Annotated in this window: 17 protein-coding genes; 15 read left to right on the top strand and 2 right to left on the bottom strand. The window is 61.2% G+C overall.

Annotated features, from left to right (window positions below; genetic code table 11):
- Positions 1-163: 163 nt before the first annotated feature.
- Positions 164-895: a thermonuclease family protein gene (locus ACQ5BM_RS26460; RefSeq protein ID WP_429817775.1), complete on the top strand. Its 732-nt coding sequence runs from the start codon at positions 164-166 to the stop codon at positions 893-895.
- A gap of 84 nt (positions 896-979) precedes the next feature.
- Positions 980-1,390 (top strand): hypothetical protein, encoded by a 411-nt coding sequence (locus ACQ5BM_RS26465; RefSeq protein WP_429817776.1) that lies wholly within the window; start codon positions 980-982, stop codon positions 1,388-1,390.
- 31 nt (positions 1,391-1,421) lie between these two features.
- Here the strand turns inward: ACQ5BM_RS26465 and ACQ5BM_RS26470 are convergent, their stop codons facing one another.
- Positions 1,422-1,607: a hypothetical protein gene (locus tag ACQ5BM_RS26470; protein ID WP_429817778.1), complete on the bottom strand. Its 186-nt coding sequence runs from the start codon at positions 1,605-1,607 to the stop codon at positions 1,422-1,424.
- Positions 1,608-1,947: 340 nt separating this feature from the next.
- Here ACQ5BM_RS26470 and ACQ5BM_RS26475 point away from each other — a divergent pair, with 340 nt between their 5' ends.
- Positions 1,948-2,391 (top strand): acyl-CoA thioesterase, encoded by a 444-nt coding sequence (locus tag ACQ5BM_RS26475; protein WP_429817780.1) that lies wholly within the window; start codon positions 1,948-1,950, stop codon positions 2,389-2,391.
- Here ACQ5BM_RS26475 and ACQ5BM_RS26480 read toward each other — a convergent pair.
- Entirely contained in the window at positions 2,379-3,338 is a 960-nt protein-coding gene (locus tag ACQ5BM_RS26480; protein ID WP_429817782.1) for a LysR family transcriptional regulator, read from the bottom strand. The genes ACQ5BM_RS26475 and ACQ5BM_RS26480 overlap by 13 nt on opposite strands.
- Positions 3,339-3,478: 140 nt before the next feature.
- Here ACQ5BM_RS26480 and ACQ5BM_RS26485 point away from each other — a divergent pair, with 140 nt between their 5' ends.
- The 12 genes from ACQ5BM_RS26485 (at position 3,479) to ACQ5BM_RS26540 (ending at position 16,054) form a co-directional block, all read left to right on the top strand.
- The gene (locus ACQ5BM_RS26485) at positions 3,479-4,261 is read left to right on the top strand and encodes an ABC transporter substrate-binding protein (protein WP_429817784.1); all 783 of its coding nucleotides are present in this window, start codon (positions 3,479-3,481) and stop codon (positions 4,259-4,261) included.
- 77 nt (positions 4,262-4,338) lie between these two features.
- The gene (locus ACQ5BM_RS26490; RefSeq protein WP_429817786.1) at positions 4,339-4,986 is read left to right on the top strand and encodes an amino acid ABC transporter permease; all 648 of its coding nucleotides are present in this window, start codon (positions 4,339-4,341) and stop codon (positions 4,984-4,986) included.
- A 12-nt stretch (positions 4,987-4,998) separates the two neighbouring features.
- Positions 4,999-5,658: an amino acid ABC transporter permease gene (locus tag ACQ5BM_RS26495; RefSeq protein ID WP_429817788.1), complete on the top strand. Its 660-nt coding sequence runs from the start codon at positions 4,999-5,001 to the stop codon at positions 5,656-5,658.
- Positions 5,655-6,419, top strand: a complete 765-nt coding sequence (locus ACQ5BM_RS26500) for an amino acid ABC transporter ATP-binding protein (protein WP_429817790.1) — start codon at positions 5,655-5,657, stop codon at positions 6,417-6,419. Before ACQ5BM_RS26495 ends, ACQ5BM_RS26500 begins: the two co-directional genes overlap by 4 nt.
- Before the next feature lie 8 nt (positions 6,420-6,427).
- On the top strand, positions 6,428-8,065 hold the full coding sequence (locus ACQ5BM_RS26505) for a N,N-dimethylformamidase beta subunit family domain-containing protein (protein ID WP_429817792.1): 1,638 nt from the start codon (positions 6,428-6,430) through the stop codon (positions 8,063-8,065).
- A gap of 12 nt (positions 8,066-8,077) precedes the next feature.
- Positions 8,078-9,445, top strand: a complete 1,368-nt coding sequence (locus ACQ5BM_RS26510) for an aspartate aminotransferase family protein (RefSeq protein ID WP_429817794.1) — start codon at positions 8,078-8,080, stop codon at positions 9,443-9,445.
- 10 nt (positions 9,446-9,455) lie between these two features.
- Positions 9,456-10,400 carry a 3-keto-5-aminohexanoate cleavage protein gene (locus ACQ5BM_RS26515; RefSeq protein ID WP_429817796.1) on the top strand — a complete coding sequence of 315 codons (945 nt, stop codon included), beginning with the start codon at positions 9,456-9,458 and terminating at the stop codon, positions 10,398-10,400.
- Between the two features lie 83 nt (positions 10,401-10,483).
- Positions 10,484-10,975, top strand: coding sequence for an N-acetyltransferase family protein (locus tag ACQ5BM_RS26520; RefSeq protein ID WP_429817974.1), 492 nt, complete (start codon positions 10,484-10,486; stop codon positions 10,973-10,975).
- Between the two features lie 22 nt (positions 10,976-10,997).
- Positions 10,998-12,026, top strand: coding sequence for a histone deacetylase family protein (locus ACQ5BM_RS26525; RefSeq protein ID WP_429817798.1), 1,029 nt, complete (start codon positions 10,998-11,000; stop codon positions 12,024-12,026).
- A gap of 474 nt (positions 12,027-12,500) precedes the next feature.
- Positions 12,501-14,063, top strand: a complete 1,563-nt coding sequence (locus ACQ5BM_RS26530; RefSeq protein WP_429817800.1) for an ABC transporter substrate-binding protein — start codon at positions 12,501-12,503, stop codon at positions 14,061-14,063.
- A 58-nt stretch (positions 14,064-14,121) separates the two neighbouring features.
- Positions 14,122-15,093 carry an ABC transporter permease gene (locus ACQ5BM_RS26535; protein WP_429817802.1) on the top strand — a complete coding sequence of 324 codons (972 nt, stop codon included), beginning with the start codon at positions 14,122-14,124 and terminating at the stop codon, positions 15,091-15,093.
- Between the two features lie 10 nt (positions 15,094-15,103).
- Positions 15,104-16,054: an ABC transporter permease gene (locus tag ACQ5BM_RS26540; protein ID WP_429817804.1), complete on the top strand. Its 951-nt coding sequence runs from the start codon at positions 15,104-15,106 to the stop codon at positions 16,052-16,054.
- Positions 16,055-16,056 lie beyond the last annotated feature (2 nt).

A 16,056-nucleotide genomic window follows, 5' to 3' on the forward strand; every position in this document is an offset into this window, starting at 1 on the left:
CCACCAACGACGTTTGGACCTATGCCACAGCAGAGTTTGCGAAGGTCATGAGCGACCAGCGTGCCCACTGCAACCAAGAGCTTGAATGCTCGCACAGTGCACGTTACAGTCATGACTTATTAAGCTTTACCTAAACTTGATGCTCGACTGCTGAGGGGACCAGATGCGCGTCACATCCGAGGGGTTAAGCCGCCGTGCTTTGGTGCTCGGCCCACTTCTGCTTCTACTTCCACGTGACGCCGAGGCACGCAGGCGATGGCGCGCTGGAGGCGGAAACCACTCTCCTTTCGCGCTGATCATAAGCGGCGTGCTACTTTTCGCGATACTCCTCGCCAATTCCGTGTTTGGTCGCGACCTGGCTCCAAAAGGGACTGGCAAGCCGCGAGCGTTGCGGGAGGCCGAAGGGAGGTTCACCAAATCCAATCCGATCAATCGCGGGGCGACGCCCCGAAGGCGTTTATCCCCGTGGGTATTTGTCCTGCCTATCGTCGGCATCTTAATGGGTGGGGCCTATGGCTGGGCCACCATGCCGCCGGAAGACGTTATCGAAGCATCCTTCCCCGTATGCGGTGTCACGGCGCGGATTACCTGCGTCGTCGACGGTGACACCTTTTGGCTCGATGGCGTGAAGTACCGTATCGCGGACATCGATACTCCTGAGATCGGCGAGCCGCGATGCGCTGAGGAGAAAGCCCTTGGCGTGCAAGCGACGCTGCGGCTGCAGTCGCTGTTGAATGCCGGCGCCTTCGGTCTCAAAGCCGGTATGCGCGACGAGGACAAGTATGGGCGAAAGCTGCGCGAGGTCTACCGAGGCGGCCGATCGCTCGGCGCCCAACTTGTCGACGAGGGCCTGGCGCACCGTTGGATTGGTTTCAAGCAGTCGTGGTGCGGATAGAGCGCCGAGAGCAGGAGCGATCGGCGGCGCGACGATCTACCGAGGCAGGGACAGCCGTAAGCTCTATTATTGAGGAGGTCGCGGATGCAAGAAAGCTTGAAAGCGCGCAACGTGTTGATCGCATCCCTAGTCGTCTTTCAGTTCTTGGTGACGGCGGTAGACCAGTTGGTTTTGCCCTATCCATTCTACCAAACCCTGTGGTTTCTGTTTTCAGCATTCCTGCTTATCGGCTTTACCTACGTCGTCATTGTATCGGACGCGGCGTCGCTGGAGACGGCTGAGCCCTCCTGGTCGACCAAATGTGCGGTCATCCTTTTAACCCCCCTGGGCATTGCAATGTATCTTTTCCGGACGCGGCCATTCAGGAGAGCTTTGGCGGTACTTGTCGGCGTGGCGGCCGCTTGGGCCGTTACTGTTTTACTCGGAGACCTCGCCGGCAAACAGTTATTCCCCGCTTCAGCTGTTGAGTTATCGCGACAAACCGAGGGCGGCTGAAGAGCCTGCGGGCTGTGCGAGGCTAGTGCAATCACGAGAAACATCCGGGCGGGGTGATCGCCTCGACGCACGCAATCGCACTGTCCGATAACGGCATACCGTGCTCCCAGATGTCGCGCATCACGACCAACTGATAATACGGCTCCACCGTATCGCCGACCTGCTTGATCAGGCGATCCGGGGTACAGACCGTTGTAGCGCCTGCGAGCTGCGTCAAGATCGGAGTCCATAGCGAGTAGGGGGTAATGCCACGGGCAATAAAAAAGGCCGGTAAACCCGACTTTCCGCCGCCAACTCATGCCGCTACTGGCGACGTCAATGAATTGCTGAAGTCAATTCGACGTGACAAACCGTCCGAATGAAACTCGGGGGGTGCCTGAGATGGTCCCAGCGCTACCAAACACGGCTTCCCAGGGTGCGCTAAAAATGTCCAAAATTTTTGGAAGTAGTTGAGTCTATTGACTTTTCAGAATTCCCGCTCGCCCGCGATGGACAGAGGCATTGGCCATCCGCTATGTCTCGCAACCGGTCACCACTCGACGATTGAGGCGCGCCCCATGTCCATCCAAGCTTTGACAACCTATGTCGGCGTTGCCCACCCATGGATGTGCGACACGATGGGGCACATGAACGTGCGGCACTACGCAGCGATGTTCGACGATGCGAGTTTTCAGCTTCTTGGCCATATCGGCGGCGCTGAAGCAGACCCGGGCAGGGGGTGGGCCGATGTACGCTCCGAGATGGAATACAAGCACGAAACAAAGGCGGGCGCGCTGATCACCATTCGCTCGCGCGTCATCAAGCTCGGCCGTTCCTCGGTCAGTTTCGAGCAGATCATGTGCGGTACGCTTGATGGCGTGGTACACGCCATCAACAGGACCACGACCGTACGCTTCGATCTTCACGCCCGCGCGGCGATTGCGCTCGAGCCGGACGCGCGGGAGCGGGCCGAAGCGCTGTTGTCGACTGAGCCGGCGCGGCTTCGCGATCAATCGGCATAGACGCGTTCTTCAACCGGCGTTTCGGCAATCAGCGTCTGCAAGCCGGCGATCAAAGCCTTCTCGGCCCGGTTGATCGCTTTTTCAGGGTTCGTCAGCATGAAAATATCGATGGCGGGCGGATTGTCGTAGGGCGGCAGACGCCAGAGAAGCCCATCTGCGACGTCGCGGCGGGCGACATGCAGCGGTAGGGAGCCGACCCCGAGACCGGCAAGCGTCATCCGTCGCACCTCCTCGAGGCTTGACGAGACGCCAACGACATTGGCGTTGAGCTTGGCTTCGCTTCGAAGCAGCGCCACGGGCCGGAGCGCATCGGCGATATGGTCGGTATGGAAGGAAACCGACGTCTCGCCCTTGAGGTCGGCAAGCTTCAACCCCTCACGACCGAACAGCCGGTGGTGGGGGCCGCAGAAGAAGCCGAAAAACTCCCTGAAGACCATGAGATAGTCGAGCGCCGGATCCCGGACGCTGACGAGGCAAAGTCCGAAGGACGCACGCTTCTCCCGGACCTGGCGCGTGACCTCGCCGCTCGGTCCGACATTTATCGTCAGGGTCGCACGCGGATAGCTGCGGTGGAACTCCATCAGCGCCCGATCGAAGATCGGTGAGACCACGTGGCTCGCAACCGCAATCGTGACATGGCCGGTGACGTCGTCACTGACGCCGCGCACGAGTTGTGGCAGTTGCGAGATCGTGCCGAAGACCTCGACGCTCTGTTCGTAGAGCAGCTGTCCCACTTCGGTGAGTTCGAAGCGCGTCGCATCCCGCTCGACCAGGCGGCGCCCGACGCGGTCTTCAAGCCGCCGAAGTGCATTGCTCACGCTCGGTTGCTTGAGGTTTAACCGCTCGGCCGCACGCGTGATGCTTTTGACCTCGGCAATCACCACGAAGGTGCGCAAAAGGTTCCAGTCGAGCTCCCAGACGAGCCGTTCCAATCGGGGTGAAGCCATTCCTGAAATCTATGCCTTCTATTTCCATTATCTATTTGCGCAATGCTGAAGCAGAAGCAATCATGAAATTCGGAAGGCGCCTGCGTGCCAGCCCAAGCGCACCAGAAGGCGCATTCACCCAGAGGAACAAGGAACATTTCATGAAGAGCCTATTCTCCGGCCTGCTGGCCGCGACGCTGACCATCGCTGCAACTCTCTCCGCTGTCTCGGCGAAGGCCGATGACCTCGAGAACGTCAAGGCGGCCGGCGAACTGAAGATCGCCATGTCGGGCCAGTACCCGCCGTTCAATTTCGTCAATGAAGAAAACCAGGTCGTCGGTTTCGACGCGTCGATCGGCCAGGCAATTGCCGAGCGTGTCGGCGTCAAGGGCACGCTGGTCACGACCGCGTGGGACGGCATCATCGCCGGCCTGCTCGCCAACAAATACGATACGATCGTCGGCTCGATGACGATCACCCCGGAGCGGGAGAAGGTCGTCGATTTCGTCGGTCCCTATTACCATGCCGGTCGCGCCGTCTTCGTCAGCGAGGCATCGAGTGTTCAAAAACTCGACGAACTCAAGGGCAAGACGCTTGGCGTAACGCTCGGCGAAACGCACGAGAAGTGGGCACGCGAGCAGGGCGGCTGGGACGTCCGTACCTATAAGGGCTTGCCGGAGCTGCTGATGGAATTGAAGAGCGGTCGTGTCGACGCGATCGTCGTCGACAACATTCCAGTCATGGTCGCCGTCAAGGAAACAGGCGAAAAGGTCCGTCGCCTGGAAACGCCAGACATCGAAGGCGGCAGCGTCGCGATCGGCATTGCCATCCGCAAGAACAATCCGGAACTGAAGGCGGCGATGCAGAAGGCGCTTGAGGACATGCTGGCAGACGGTTCCTACGAGAAGATCTCCATGGAATGGGTCGGCAGCGATATCCGTTGATCCCCAAGCTTCCTGTCTCTCCTGCCGCCGCATGAGCCGCGGCCGGAGCTCATGAATTCGCCCTCCGGAGTTTTCCCATGGACGTTTCGCTGGTTGAGCGCGTCTTCCCGTTTTTCGTGGAAGCGGCGTGGATCACGATCGAGATCTCGATACTTGCGCTTGCGCTCGGACTGGTGGTGGCGTTCCTGATCGCCGCCGCCAAGATGTCGCGCTCGTTGCTGCTGCGCGCCTTCGGTACCGCCTATGTCAGCCTGTTTCGCGGCACGCCGTGCCTCATCCAGCTCTTCGTGCTCTATTTCGGCGGTCCGCAGATCGGAATCAATCTGGAGCCATTTGCTGCCGGCGTCATTGGCCTTGGTCTTAACATCGGCGCCTACATGGCGGAATCCATCCGCGGCGCGGTGCTTTCGGTCGATCGCGGCCAGACGGAGGCAGCACGCTCGATCGGCTTCAGCCGGTTCCAGACCATGCGCAAGGTGATCTTGCCGCAAGCTGCGCGCCTGATGATCCGGCCTCTCGGTGTCAACGCGGTCGCCCTCGTCAAAGGATCAGCACTCGTCTCGACGATTTCAGTGGTCGAGCTCACCTATACCGCGCAGCGCTACATCGGTTCGACTTACAAGCCGTTCGAGATATTCGGCGTTGCCGCCGTGCTCTACATGATCATCGTCTACATCGTCGCGCGGGTCGTCAATCTCGTCGACCGACGCTACGCCATCGCTTGAGGGGAGACGCGCATGCAAGGTCTCGATTTCAGCGTCGTTCTCCCCTATGCCGATATCCTCTGGCTGGGCGTCTGGTGGACGGTTGTCCTGACCATCTCCGCCGCCCTGATCAGCTTCGTCTTCGGCATCGTTTTCGCCCTCGTCGTGCTCTATGCACCGAAGACCGTGGCCCTGCCGGTGCGGGCGTTCATGTGGCTGTTCATGGGTACGCCGCTGCTCCTCCAGCTTTTCCTGATCTACTACGGGCTCGGACAGCTGGGCTTCAAGATCCCGGCGTTGATCGCCGGCATCATCGGCCTCGGCCTGCATTTTGCCGTCTACAATGCCGACATCCTTCGCGCCGGTATCGTGGCAGTCGATGCCGGACAGACGGAGGGCGCCCGCAGCCTTGGCTTCGGCCGCATGCAGACGCTGCGATACTTCATCGTGCCGCAGGCAATCCGCAACACCATTCCGGCAATGGGCAACAACCTGATCGTGCTGCTGAAGGAATCCTCGCTCGTCTCGATCATCGGCATCGCCGAACTCGTCCACGCCGCACAGCTCGCGATCAGCGAGACTTTCAGGCCGTTCGAATTCTACATCACGGTCGCGGCTCTCTATTACATCCTCAATCTCGTCCTCGAAGCGGGTCTGCGCCAGGTCGAAAAGAACGTGGAGGTTTCACGATGACGGCTCAGAGACCTATGGTCGAAGTCAAGGGTGCCTGCAAGAATTACGGCGCCTTGGAAGTCCTGAAGGGCATCGATCTCTCCGTGGCGCGCGGCCAGATCGTCGCGATTATCGGCCCGAGCGGTTCGGGCAAGAGCACGCTCCTGAGATCGATCAATCATCTGGAGACGCTGAATGGTGGCGAAGTCTGGCTTGATGGCGTTCAGGTCAACCAGAACCTGAGAGGTCAGGCCTTCGAAAGGCACATCAATGCGGTGCGCCAACAGATGGGCATGGTGTTCCAGCACTTCAATCTGTTCCCACACCTGACCGTGCTCCAGAACATCACCATGGGGCCGATCATTCTGAAGGGCATGGTAAAGGCGGCGGCGCGTGAACTCGCCATTGAACTCCTGTCGAAAGTCGGGCTTGCCGACAAGGTCGATGCATTTCCGTCCCGGCTTTCCGGCGGACAAAAGCAACGCGTCGCAATTGCCCGGGCGCTTGCGATGCAGCCGAAAGTGATGCTCTTCGACGAGGCGACTTCGGCCCTCGACCCGGAACTGGTCGACGAAGTGAATGCGGTCATGAAGCAACTCGCCGCCGAGCACATGACCATGCTGATTGTCACACATGAGATGCGGTTTGCTGGTGAGGTCGCCGACCGTGTCCTGTTCATGGATGGCGGCGTCGTCGTCGAGCAGGGCGCGCCAGGCGAGATCTTCCGCCAACCGACGCAGGAGCGCACGCGGGCCTTCCTCAAGAAGTATCTGGCGGCGTGAAGGGTGTCATGATGGAAAAGAACAACCAGTACCCGGATTTCGGCCTGACGCCGGAGCAGCGCCGCGAAGCGGTGCTCGGTCACTATTACGAATATCCGGGCATGGATGGGGAGCGCGGCGAGATCTGGTGCTACACCGATGCCTATGCCTATCCGCCCGGCGCCACTGTGCGCCTGCAGGTCAGCTCGACGGCACCCCGCTTCTCGCTTGAGATCGTTCGCGACGGTGCAGTCGAGCAGAGCGTTGTGAAGCGTGACGGTCTTGCGGCGCGCTGGCAAGAGACGCCTGATCAGTGCTCGGTCATCGGCTGCGGCTGGGAGACGAGCTTCGAGTTCAAAGTCGAAGACGATTGGCCTTCCGGCGCCTACCGCATCACGCTGAGAGCAGAGGGCAGGGACGGCACGCCGATCCATTGTCATCATCTCTTCATCGTGCGGCCTATCGCTGGCCGAAAGCCGGGCCGCGTGCTGCAGGTCGCCGCGACCGGCTCCTGGACCTCCTACAATACCTGGGGCGGATCCAACCACTATCAGGGCATCACGGGTCCCAACCGCGATCAGTATGCGACGACGGTCAGCATCGAGCGTCCCTTTTGCCGTGGCTTCGTCGTGCTGCCGGCCGACGCGCCGCGCGTGCCGCTTGAAATCTACGCGCCAATGGCCGTCGCTCCACGTTACCCGCATATGGAATGGGCCTACGCCAACGGCTATTCCAAGAAATATGCCTCCTCCGGTTGGGCGAGCTACGACAGCCATTTCTTTCGCTGGGCGGAGCGGCAGGGCTATTCCGTCGATCTCGCCAGCCAGCACGAACTGCATTTCAATCCTGAGATCCTTGACGGCTATGATTGCGTCGTCTTCGTCGGCCACGACGAATACTGGACCTGGGAAATGCGCGATGCGGTCGACACCTACGTCGAGCGCGGCGGCAGGGCGGCCCGCTTTGCCGGCAACTTCATGTGGCAGACGCGCCTCGAAGACGGCGGCAAGCGCCAGGTTTGTTACAAGTACCGGTCACGGGCCGAAGACCCCGCCTATCGCTCAGCCGATCCGACGCGCACCAGCGGTTCCTGGGAGGCAGCCGAGATCGGTCGGCCGGGTGCGGCGACCTTCGGGCTCAATGCCACTCGCGGGCTTTATGTCGGCTGGGGCGGTTGCGCCCCGCGCGGCGCACGGGGCTTTCCGGTCTATCGGCCCGAGCATTGGGCTTTTGCCGGAACGGGCATCTACTACGGCGATATCCTCGGCGCGGAAGGTCATGCCTTCGGCTATGAGGTCGATGGTCTCGACTACATCATCCGCGGCGGACTGCCGGAGCCTGCCGAAGACAGTGGTGCGCCGAAGGGCCTCGAAATCCTCGCGCTCGGCATGTCGTCGTTGAAGGAAGAAAGCGCCGACATTCCCGCTGACGACCAGTTCCTCTCGGATGCCGACGCGAAATTCGTCGCCGAGACGCTGATCGGCGACGATGGCCCGCGGGCCGTCGAACGCGTCAAGCGCGGCTCAGGCATGATCGTCAATTTCCCGCGCGGCAAGGGCGAGGTCTTCCACGCCGGAAGCTGCGAATGGGTGGCGGCGCTCAAACGCGGCGACGCGATGGTCGAGCGCGTCACCGCCAATGTTCTCAATCACTATCTCAACCGCTGACAGAGACTTGCCATGCTCAAGACGACAGCTTCCAACGAACGACCCGCTTCTCACCTCTTCTACCAGTCGCGCCTGCGCCGTCCACTGGTTGACCGCGCGGAAGGCATCTATCTCTGGGATCAGGACGGACGCCGGGTGATCGACGGTTCTAGCGGCGCCATGGTGGTCAATATCGGCCATGGCAACCGCAACGTACTCGACGCGATGAAGCACCAGATGGATCGGGTGACCTTCGCTTACCGCCTGCATTTCGAAAACGAGCCTGCGGAAGACTTGGCCCGCCGCGCCGCCTCAAAGCTGCCTGAGGGCATGGACAAGATCTTCTTCGTGTCAGGCGGCTCGGAAGCCGTCGAATCCTGTCTCAAGCTCGCGCGGCAATGGGCTGTCGCCACCGGTCAGAAGGATCGCTGGAAGGTAATTTCGCGCTTTCCCTCCTATCATGGTGGCACGCTCGGCGCCTTGGCCGTCACCGGTTATGCCGCACTCTCAGATCCCTTCTCGCCGATGATGCGCGAGATGCCGAAGGTGCCGGCGCCAACCGCTTATCTCGACCGGGACAACCTGACGATGGAGCAGCGCGGCATCAAATATGCCGACATGCTGGAGGAGAAGATCCAGGCGGAAGGCCCCGAAACGGTGCTGGCCTTCATCATGGAGCCGATCGGCGGCGCCTCGACCGGAGCTCTGGTGGCGCCCGACAGCTACTACCCGCGCATTCGCGAAATCTGCGACAAGTACGGCATCCTGTTGATCCATGACGAGGTGATGAGCGGCGCCGGCCGCACCGGAAAGTTCCTCGGTGGCGACCACTGGAATTGCCGCCCGGACCTGATCGCTCTCTCCAAGGGCTTCGCTTCCGGCTATTGCCCGCTCGGTGCCATGGCCGCACCGACGCGGATCGTCCAGCCGGTTCTCGATGCCGGCGGTTTCCAACATGGCTTCACTTATGCCGGCAATCCGCTTGCCTGCGCCGCCGGTCTTGCCGTCCTCGACGAGATTGATCGGCTTGGCCTTATAGACAATGCCGCCGCCATGGGCGAGGTGTTGAAGGCAGAACTGGTGGCGCTGTCCGGTCGTTTCCCTTTCATCGGCGACGTGCGCGGCAAGGGATTACTGCTGGCAGCCGAGTTCGTTTCCGACCGCGAAACGATGAGGCCGTTGCCGAGGGAATTGAACGCACACCAACGCATGGTCGATCTCGCCTATGAACGCGGCCTGATCATCTATTCCAGGCGCACGCGCGGCGGCGTCGAGGGCGACCATTTCCTCGTCTGCCCACCGATGATCATCACCCGCGAGCAGGTCGGCGAGATCGTCGGCATCCTCGGTGATGTTCTCGAAGTCCTTGCCGAAGAACTCAACCTTCCCGTCAATCGCTGAGGGCTTGACCATGACGAAAGCCAAGACATCGCGCAAAGTGATCATCACCTGCGCGGTGACGGGATCGGTGCATACGCCGACCATGTCGCCTTACCTGCCGATCACGCCCGACCAGATCGCCTCCGAAGCGATTGCAGCGGCCGAGGCCGGCGTTTCCATCCTGCATCTACACGCGCGTAACCCGGAGGACGGCCGTCCGTCGGCCGATCCGGCGCTGTTCATGCAATTCCTGCCGCGCATCAAGCAGTCGACCGATGCGGTCGTGAATATCTCCACCGGCGGCTCTTCGCTGATGGGGCTGGAAGACCGGCTTGCCGCATCCCTTCGCGCCGAACCGGAAATGTGCTCGCTGAACATGGGCTCGATGAATTTCGCGCTATTTCCGGCGCTCGACAAACCGACGGAATGGAAGCACGAATGGGAGCCGGAACTTCTGGAAGCAACGCGCAGTTCGATCTTCAAGAACACCTTCGCCGATATGGAGTTCATCCTGACGCGGCTCGGTCAGGGCTGCGGCACGCGCTTCGAGTTCGAATGTTATGACGTTGGCCATCTCTATTCTTTGGCGCATTTCCGCGATCGTGGCCTGGTGTCCGGTCATCTTTTCATCCAGTTCGTGTTCGGCGTTCTCGGTGGCATCGGCGCCGACCCCGAAAATCTCACGCACATGAAGCGCATCGCCGACAAGCTCTTCGGAGACGACTACAGCTTCTCGGTGCTGGCTGCCGGCCGCCACCAGATGCCGATGATCACAATGGCTGCTGCCATGGGCGGCAATGTGCGCGTCGGGCTAGAAGACAGTCTCTATAACGGCCGCGGGACGCTTGCGACCAGCAACGCCGAACAGGTTCACCGCATTCGCGCAGTTCTCGAGGCCTTGTCACTGGAGGTTGCAACCCCTAAGGAGGCCCGTGCTCTTCTCGGCCTCAAGGGCGGAGATCAGGTGGCATTCTGAAGCCGGCGACACGGGCATCGTTCCACTTGAGTCTTCGCCTGCCGGCAGTGAAAGGGAAAACAGTGACGACGATCAAGAGCTCAATGGCCGATGTCCGAATTCGCGCAGGCGAACCAGGGGATGCCGATACCATACATCGTGCGATCCTGGCTATGGGGCGCGGGCTCGAGATGGCGGACAATGTCACTTGCACGGTCGATGACTACCGCCGTTTCGGCTTCGGTCCGCACGCCGCCTTCCACAGTCTGATCGCCGAGGCGGGTGGCGACCTTGCCGGTCTTTGCCTGTTCTTCCCGATCTTTTCGACCTGGCGCGGGCGTCCGGGTGTCTTCGTGCAGGACCTCTATGTTGATGGTCTTTTCCGTGGCCTCGGTATCGGCGAAGCCCTGCTTCGCGAAGTCGCCGCATGGTCGAGGGCGAGTGGCGGAGACTACCTCCGGCTGGAGGTCGACGTGGACAACCTACCGGCGCAGCGGCTCTATGAGCGGCTCGGTATTACCTGGCAGGCGAAAGATCGCGCTCATGCCGCCTATGGCGAGGCCTTCTTGGCTCTGGCCGGCGGGCGGAAAATTTGAAGACGAAGGAACGAGAGAGAACATGAAAGCCTTCTACGCACTGGAACAGAAGCGACACAATCCCAAGGCCTTCCTTTCGAGCGGTGCGCCGCAGCCCAACCCCGAGCAGCCTGAACGGGTCGAGCGCCTTCTGACTGGGGCGCGGGCTGCGGGCTGCGAGATCTTGCGGCCCCTTGACCACGGGCTCGGCCCGATTGCTGCCGTGCACACGCCCGAATATCTCGATTTCCTCGAACATATCTACGCGCGCTGGCAGCGCATTGCAGAGGCTTCAGACGAGGTCATACCAAACATCCATCCGTTGGCGCGCGATGGTCGGTATCCGGCTTCGGCCGTCGGGCAGGCGGGTTATCACATGGCTGACACCGCGTGCCCGATATCCGGTGAGACATGGGACAGCGTGCGCTGGAGCGCCTGGAGTGCGGTGGAAGCGGCAGATGCAGTCATGGCGGGGGAGCGCGCGGCTTATGCGCTATGCCGGCCGCCGGGGCACCACGCCTTCGCCGACGTCGCCGGCGGCTTCTGTTTCGTCAACAATTCGGCCGTCGCCGCACAGCGCTTTCTCAAGAGCGCTGCCCGCGTCGTGATCCTCGATGTCGACCTGCATCACGGCAACGGCACGCAAGGCATCTTCTATCAGCGCGCCGACGTGCTCACCGTCTCGATCCACGCGGATCCCGTGCGTTTCTATCCGTTCTTCTGGGGCCATGCCGATGAGCGCGGCGAGGGCCCGGGTCTCGGCTACAACTTCAACCTGCCGCTCGAACGCAAATCCGGCGATGCGGAATTCCTGGCTGCACTCGATACCGCCTCTCGCCGGATCCGAGCCTACGCGCCGGATGCGCTGGTCGTGGCGCTCGGACTCGACGCCTACGAAGGAGACCCCTTCGGCGGCCTCTCCGTGTCGACGCCAGGATTTGCCCGCATTGGCGAAGCGATGGCCGGACTGGGGCTTCCCACGGCAATCGTCCAGGAAGGCGGGTATCTCTGCGATGCGCTGTCCGACAACTTGACGGCCTTCCTTACGGGCTTTGGTTCAGCCTCACATTAGCCGATTGAAGGAGCCAGTCGTCGCCAACGCGCGTGACGGTCTCGCTTCTGCGGCTCGGCAGGGTTGTCGTCTAGAGTCAGGAATACGACTGTGTCGACCACCCGACGGGCGTTGAGGGCGCCGGCTCCCTCAACGTTAACCAGCGGAAGAACGGACGACGCGCTCCGCGTGAACTGACACGACCAAGCGCTTATTTTCTCGAAATGATAGCCGTTTTAGCCGCCGGTCTCGAAGGATGTCCGGCGGCCGTTTTTTTTGACCGTTTCGCCGAAGATGCGAGGCCCTCCATTCGTGAAACCCATTGGCAACCGCGCGTTGGTTCTCCGAGCCGTATCCGACTTTCAACATTTATGCATACAAAATTGTCGACAAAATAGTTGACATTGTCGCCAGCAGCTTCAAATCTAGGCTGACTTGCTCAAGCGTGGCGAGAACGCCGGGATATGGCACTGACGAGAAAATAGAGGGAACCACATGAAACTGAGAAAGCATCTCCTTGCGGGGCTGGCATTCGCCTTCCTTGCAACCACCGCATCCGCAGAAACGCTGCGTTGGGGGAGCCCGCGGGATATCTACTCGCTCGACCCGTATTCTTACGGCAGTACCTCCAACCTGGCCTTCCTCAACCATATCTACGAGGGCCTGACCCGCTATACGCCCGAGTTCAAGGTCGAGCCGGCGCTTGCCACCAGCTGGGAGATGGTCAAGGACAAGGTCTGGCGTTTCCATCTGCGCAAGGGCGTGAAGTTCCAGAACGGCGCCGACTTCACCGCTGACGACGTCGTTGCCTCCATGGCTCGCGTCAGCCACCCGACCTCGCCGCTGCGTGGCAATATTCCGGCCTACGTCTCCACCACCAAGGTCGACGACTACACCGTCGATATTGAAGTGAACTCGCCCAACCCGCTGTTCCTCAACGACATGACCAATATCTTCATGTTCGACAAGGACTGGCTGGTCGACAACAAGTCCGAGCTGCCAACCGACGTCGGCGCCAAGGTCGAAGGTTACGCCACCCACAACACGAACGGCACCGGCCCGTTCAAGCTCGAGTCCCGTGTCCCCGACAGCAAGACGGTACTCGTCAAGAACGAGGGCTGGTGGGATACGCCGAAGCACAATCTCGACCGTATCGAGTTCATGCCGATCACTTCAGCCGCCACGCGCGTGGCAGCACTGCTCTCGGGCGAGATCGATCTCACTGACGGCGCGCCAGTACAGGATCTCGAGCGCCTGAAGAGCTCGCCGGACATCAAGGTCGTCGAGCGCACCGATTTGCGCACCGTGCATATGGTCTTCAACCGTCACGAGACCTTCGCCGACGGTCGCGAGAACTTCTTCAACAACATCAAGGTGCGCCAGGCGATCGACCATGCAATCGACCGCCAACTCATCTTCAAGCGCGTGATGCGCGGCAAATCGCATGTCGCCGGCACCATGGTCGCCCCGGAAATCCCGGGCTACAGCGCCGAGCTCGACGTGCCGACGAGCTACGATCCGGAACTCTCAAAGAAGCTGCTTGAAGAGGCCGGCGCCGTCGGCAAGGAGTTCACGCTCGTCTGCATGAACGATGAGAGCGTCAACGAAGAAGACGTCTGCAGCGCACTCGTTTCGATGCTGTCGCGCATCGGCCTCAAGCCGACCCTCGACATCGGCCCGCGCGCGGTCCAGGCACCGAAGCGTGCCGGCGGTAAATCCGACGCCTACATGATCGGCTGGGCCAACGAGCCGACGCTCGATGCCTATTCGATCCTGGTTCAGGTGCTTTCGACCCGCGAAGGTGCGGCCGGTGTCGCCAACTACGGCGGATGGTCCTATCCGGAGCTCGACGCAATGGTGAAGAAGGCCGCGCTCGAGATGGATCATGACAAGCGCCTGGCAATCGAGACCGAGGCGCTGAAGTTTGCGAAGGACGAGGTCATTATGATCCCGCTGCACCAGCAGCCGATGGCCTGGGCGATGTCCAAGAACGTCACGGATGTGACCATTCGGGCCGACAACAAGCCGCGCCACTGGCTGACCCGTATCGGCGATTGAGTTTCCTTGCCCCGGCAGGGTTCGCTCTGCCGGGCCTTCTCATTCAGCGAGAAACCCAATGATTGTCTTTCTCATCAAGCGGCTGGCCAATGCCGTGCTGGTCATGCTCGCCGTCGCGCTGCTGGCCTTCCTGATTTTCCGTTTCGCCGGCGATCCGGTCGAGCTGATGGCCAACGAGCAGATGTCGCAGGCCGACCGCATCGAACTGCGCGAAAAGCTCGGGCTCAACGATTCGTTTCTGAGCCAGTACGGCCGCTTCGTCGTGAACGCGGCGCAGGGCGACTTCGGCATCAGCTACCGCAACGGCCAGGACGTCATGACGCTCATCGCCGAGCGATTCCCGGCGACCATGGAACTTGCACTGGTTGCGACCATCCTGTCGCTTTTAATCGGCATTCCACTTGGCGTCGTCACCGCCATCCATCGAGGACGATGGTATTCGGAGGGGTTGCAATTCGTCAGCATCATCGGCGTCTCGCTGCCGAGCTTCGTCGTCGGTATCCTGCTGATCCTCGTCTTTGCCGTAACCCTCGGGCTTGTGCCGGCCTTCGGTCGCGGTGATGTCGTGCAGCTCGGCTGGTGGAGCACCGGCCTGCTGACGGCCTCGGGCCGCGCATCGCTGCTCTTGCCGTCTCTCGCGCTCGCGCTCTACCAGATCACCCTGGTGATGCGCCTCGTTCGGGCCGAGATGATGGAGGTTCTGCGCTCCGACTTCGTGAAGTTCGCGCGTGCCCGCGGCGTGCCGCGCTGGCGCATCTATTTCCGCCACGCGCTGCGCAACTGTCTGATGCCTGTCGTCACCATGACGGCGATGAATTTCGGCTCGCTGATCGCCTTTGCGCTGATCACCGAAACCGTCTTCCAGTGGCCGGGCATGGGCATGCTCTTCATCCAGGCGGTCACCTTCCTCGATATGCCCGTGATGGCGGGTTATCTCTGCATCGTCTCGTTCATCTTCGTCACGCTCAACACCCTGGTCGACATCGCCTATGCGGTCATCGACCCGCGGCTGCGCGATGCCACCCGTTGAGGTCGCTGTCATGACAGATCACGTTCAGCCAACCACGCCGCCACGCCAGCCCTCCAGGCTTGCTCGCTGGCGCCAGAGCGATCTCTGGTGGTCCTTCACCCACAAGCCCTCGGCGATCGTCGGGGCGGTTATGCTCACCTTCCTGATCGTGACGGCTTTCGCGGCACCGCTGATTGCGCCGCAGAACCCCTTCGATCCGGCTCAGCTCGAACTTTGGAATTCCGAACTACCGCCGATCTGGGAGGCCGATGGCCAGTGGCCCTACGTGCTCGGCACGGACACGCAAGGCCGCGACATGCTCTCGGCCATCCTCTACGGCTCACGCATTTCGATCCTGATCGGCGTCGCTTCCGTCATGCTGTCGCTCGCCGTTGGCCTCAGCCTCGGTCTCATTGCCGGCTATTTTGGCCGGTTTATCGACAACCTCTTGATGCGTATCGGCGATGTGCTCCTGTCGATCCCGACCATCCTGATCGCCATCCTCGTCAGCGCGGTCGCACGCCAGATGCTGCCGCCGGAACTGCGGGACGTTGGCGCCGCCGCAGTGCTGGTGCTGGCGATCACGCTGAGTGCCTGGGTGCAGTATGCCCGTACTGTGCGCGCCCAGACGATCGTCGAACGCGGTAAGGAATATGTCCAGGCCGCGCGCCTTTTGATGACGCCGGCTCGGCGCATCATGCTGAAGCATATCCTGCCGAACACGCTGACGCCGATCATGGTCGCTGCGACCTTGAACTTCGGCATGGCGATCCTGACGGAGGCAACACTTTCGTTCCTCGGTATCGGCATGCCGCCCAGCCAACCGAGCCTCGGAACGCTGATCCGCCTTGGCAACCAGTTCCTGTTCTCGGGCGTATGGTGGGTCGTCCTTTTTCCTGTCATCCAGCTTTGCCTTCTCGTCGTCTCGGTCAACCTGCTCGGTGACTGGCTGCGCGATGCGCTCAATCCGAAATTGAGGTGAAT

Origin of the sequence: Ensifer sp. B1-9 (genome assembly GCF_050474445.1) — a bacterium.
GTDB lineage: Bacteria > Pseudomonadota > Alphaproteobacteria > Rhizobiales > Rhizobiaceae > Ensifer.

Coding starts and splice junctions, on each gene's coding strand:
- ACQ5BM_RS26465 (WP_429817776.1), top strand. CDS start 980: ATGCAAGAAAGCTTGAAAGCGCGCAACGTGTTGATCGCATCCCTAGTC.
- ACQ5BM_RS26525 (WP_429817798.1), top strand. CDS start 10,998: ATGAAAGCCTTCTACGCACTGGAACAGAAGCGACACAATCCCAAGGCC.
- ACQ5BM_RS26510 (WP_429817794.1), top strand. CDS start 8,078: ATGCTCAAGACGACAGCTTCCAACGAACGACCCGCTTCTCACCTCTTC.
- ACQ5BM_RS26535 (WP_429817802.1), top strand. CDS start 14,122: ATGATTGTCTTTCTCATCAAGCGGCTGGCCAATGCCGTGCTGGTCATG.
- ACQ5BM_RS26500 (WP_429817790.1), top strand. CDS start 5,655: ATGACGGCTCAGAGACCTATGGTCGAAGTCAAGGGTGCCTGCAAGAAT.
- ACQ5BM_RS26490 (WP_429817786.1), top strand. CDS start 4,339: ATGGACGTTTCGCTGGTTGAGCGCGTCTTCCCGTTTTTCGTGGAAGCG.
- ACQ5BM_RS26540 (WP_429817804.1), top strand. CDS start 15,104: ATGACAGATCACGTTCAGCCAACCACGCCGCCACGCCAGCCCTCCAGG.
- ACQ5BM_RS26515 (WP_429817796.1), top strand. CDS start 9,456: ATGACGAAAGCCAAGACATCGCGCAAAGTGATCATCACCTGCGCGGTG.
- ACQ5BM_RS26530 (WP_429817800.1), top strand. CDS start 12,501: ATGAAACTGAGAAAGCATCTCCTTGCGGGGCTGGCATTCGCCTTCCTT.
- ACQ5BM_RS26485 (WP_429817784.1), top strand. CDS start 3,479: ATGAAGAGCCTATTCTCCGGCCTGCTGGCCGCGACGCTGACCATCGCT.
- ACQ5BM_RS26505 (WP_429817792.1), top strand. CDS start 6,428: ATGATGGAAAAGAACAACCAGTACCCGGATTTCGGCCTGACGCCGGAG.
- ACQ5BM_RS26475 (WP_429817780.1), top strand. CDS start 1,948: ATGTCCATCCAAGCTTTGACAACCTATGTCGGCGTTGCCCACCCATGG.
- ACQ5BM_RS26495 (WP_429817788.1), top strand. CDS start 4,999: ATGCAAGGTCTCGATTTCAGCGTCGTTCTCCCCTATGCCGATATCCTC.
- ACQ5BM_RS26520 (WP_429817974.1), top strand. CDS start 10,484: ATGGCCGATGTCCGAATTCGCGCAGGCGAACCAGGGGATGCCGATACC.
- ACQ5BM_RS26460 (WP_429817775.1), top strand. CDS start 164: ATGCGCGTCACATCCGAGGGGTTAAGCCGCCGTGCTTTGGTGCTCGGC.
- ACQ5BM_RS26480 (WP_429817782.1), bottom strand. CDS start 3,338: ATGGCTTCACCCCGATTGGAACGGCTCGTCTGGGAGCTCGACTGGAAC.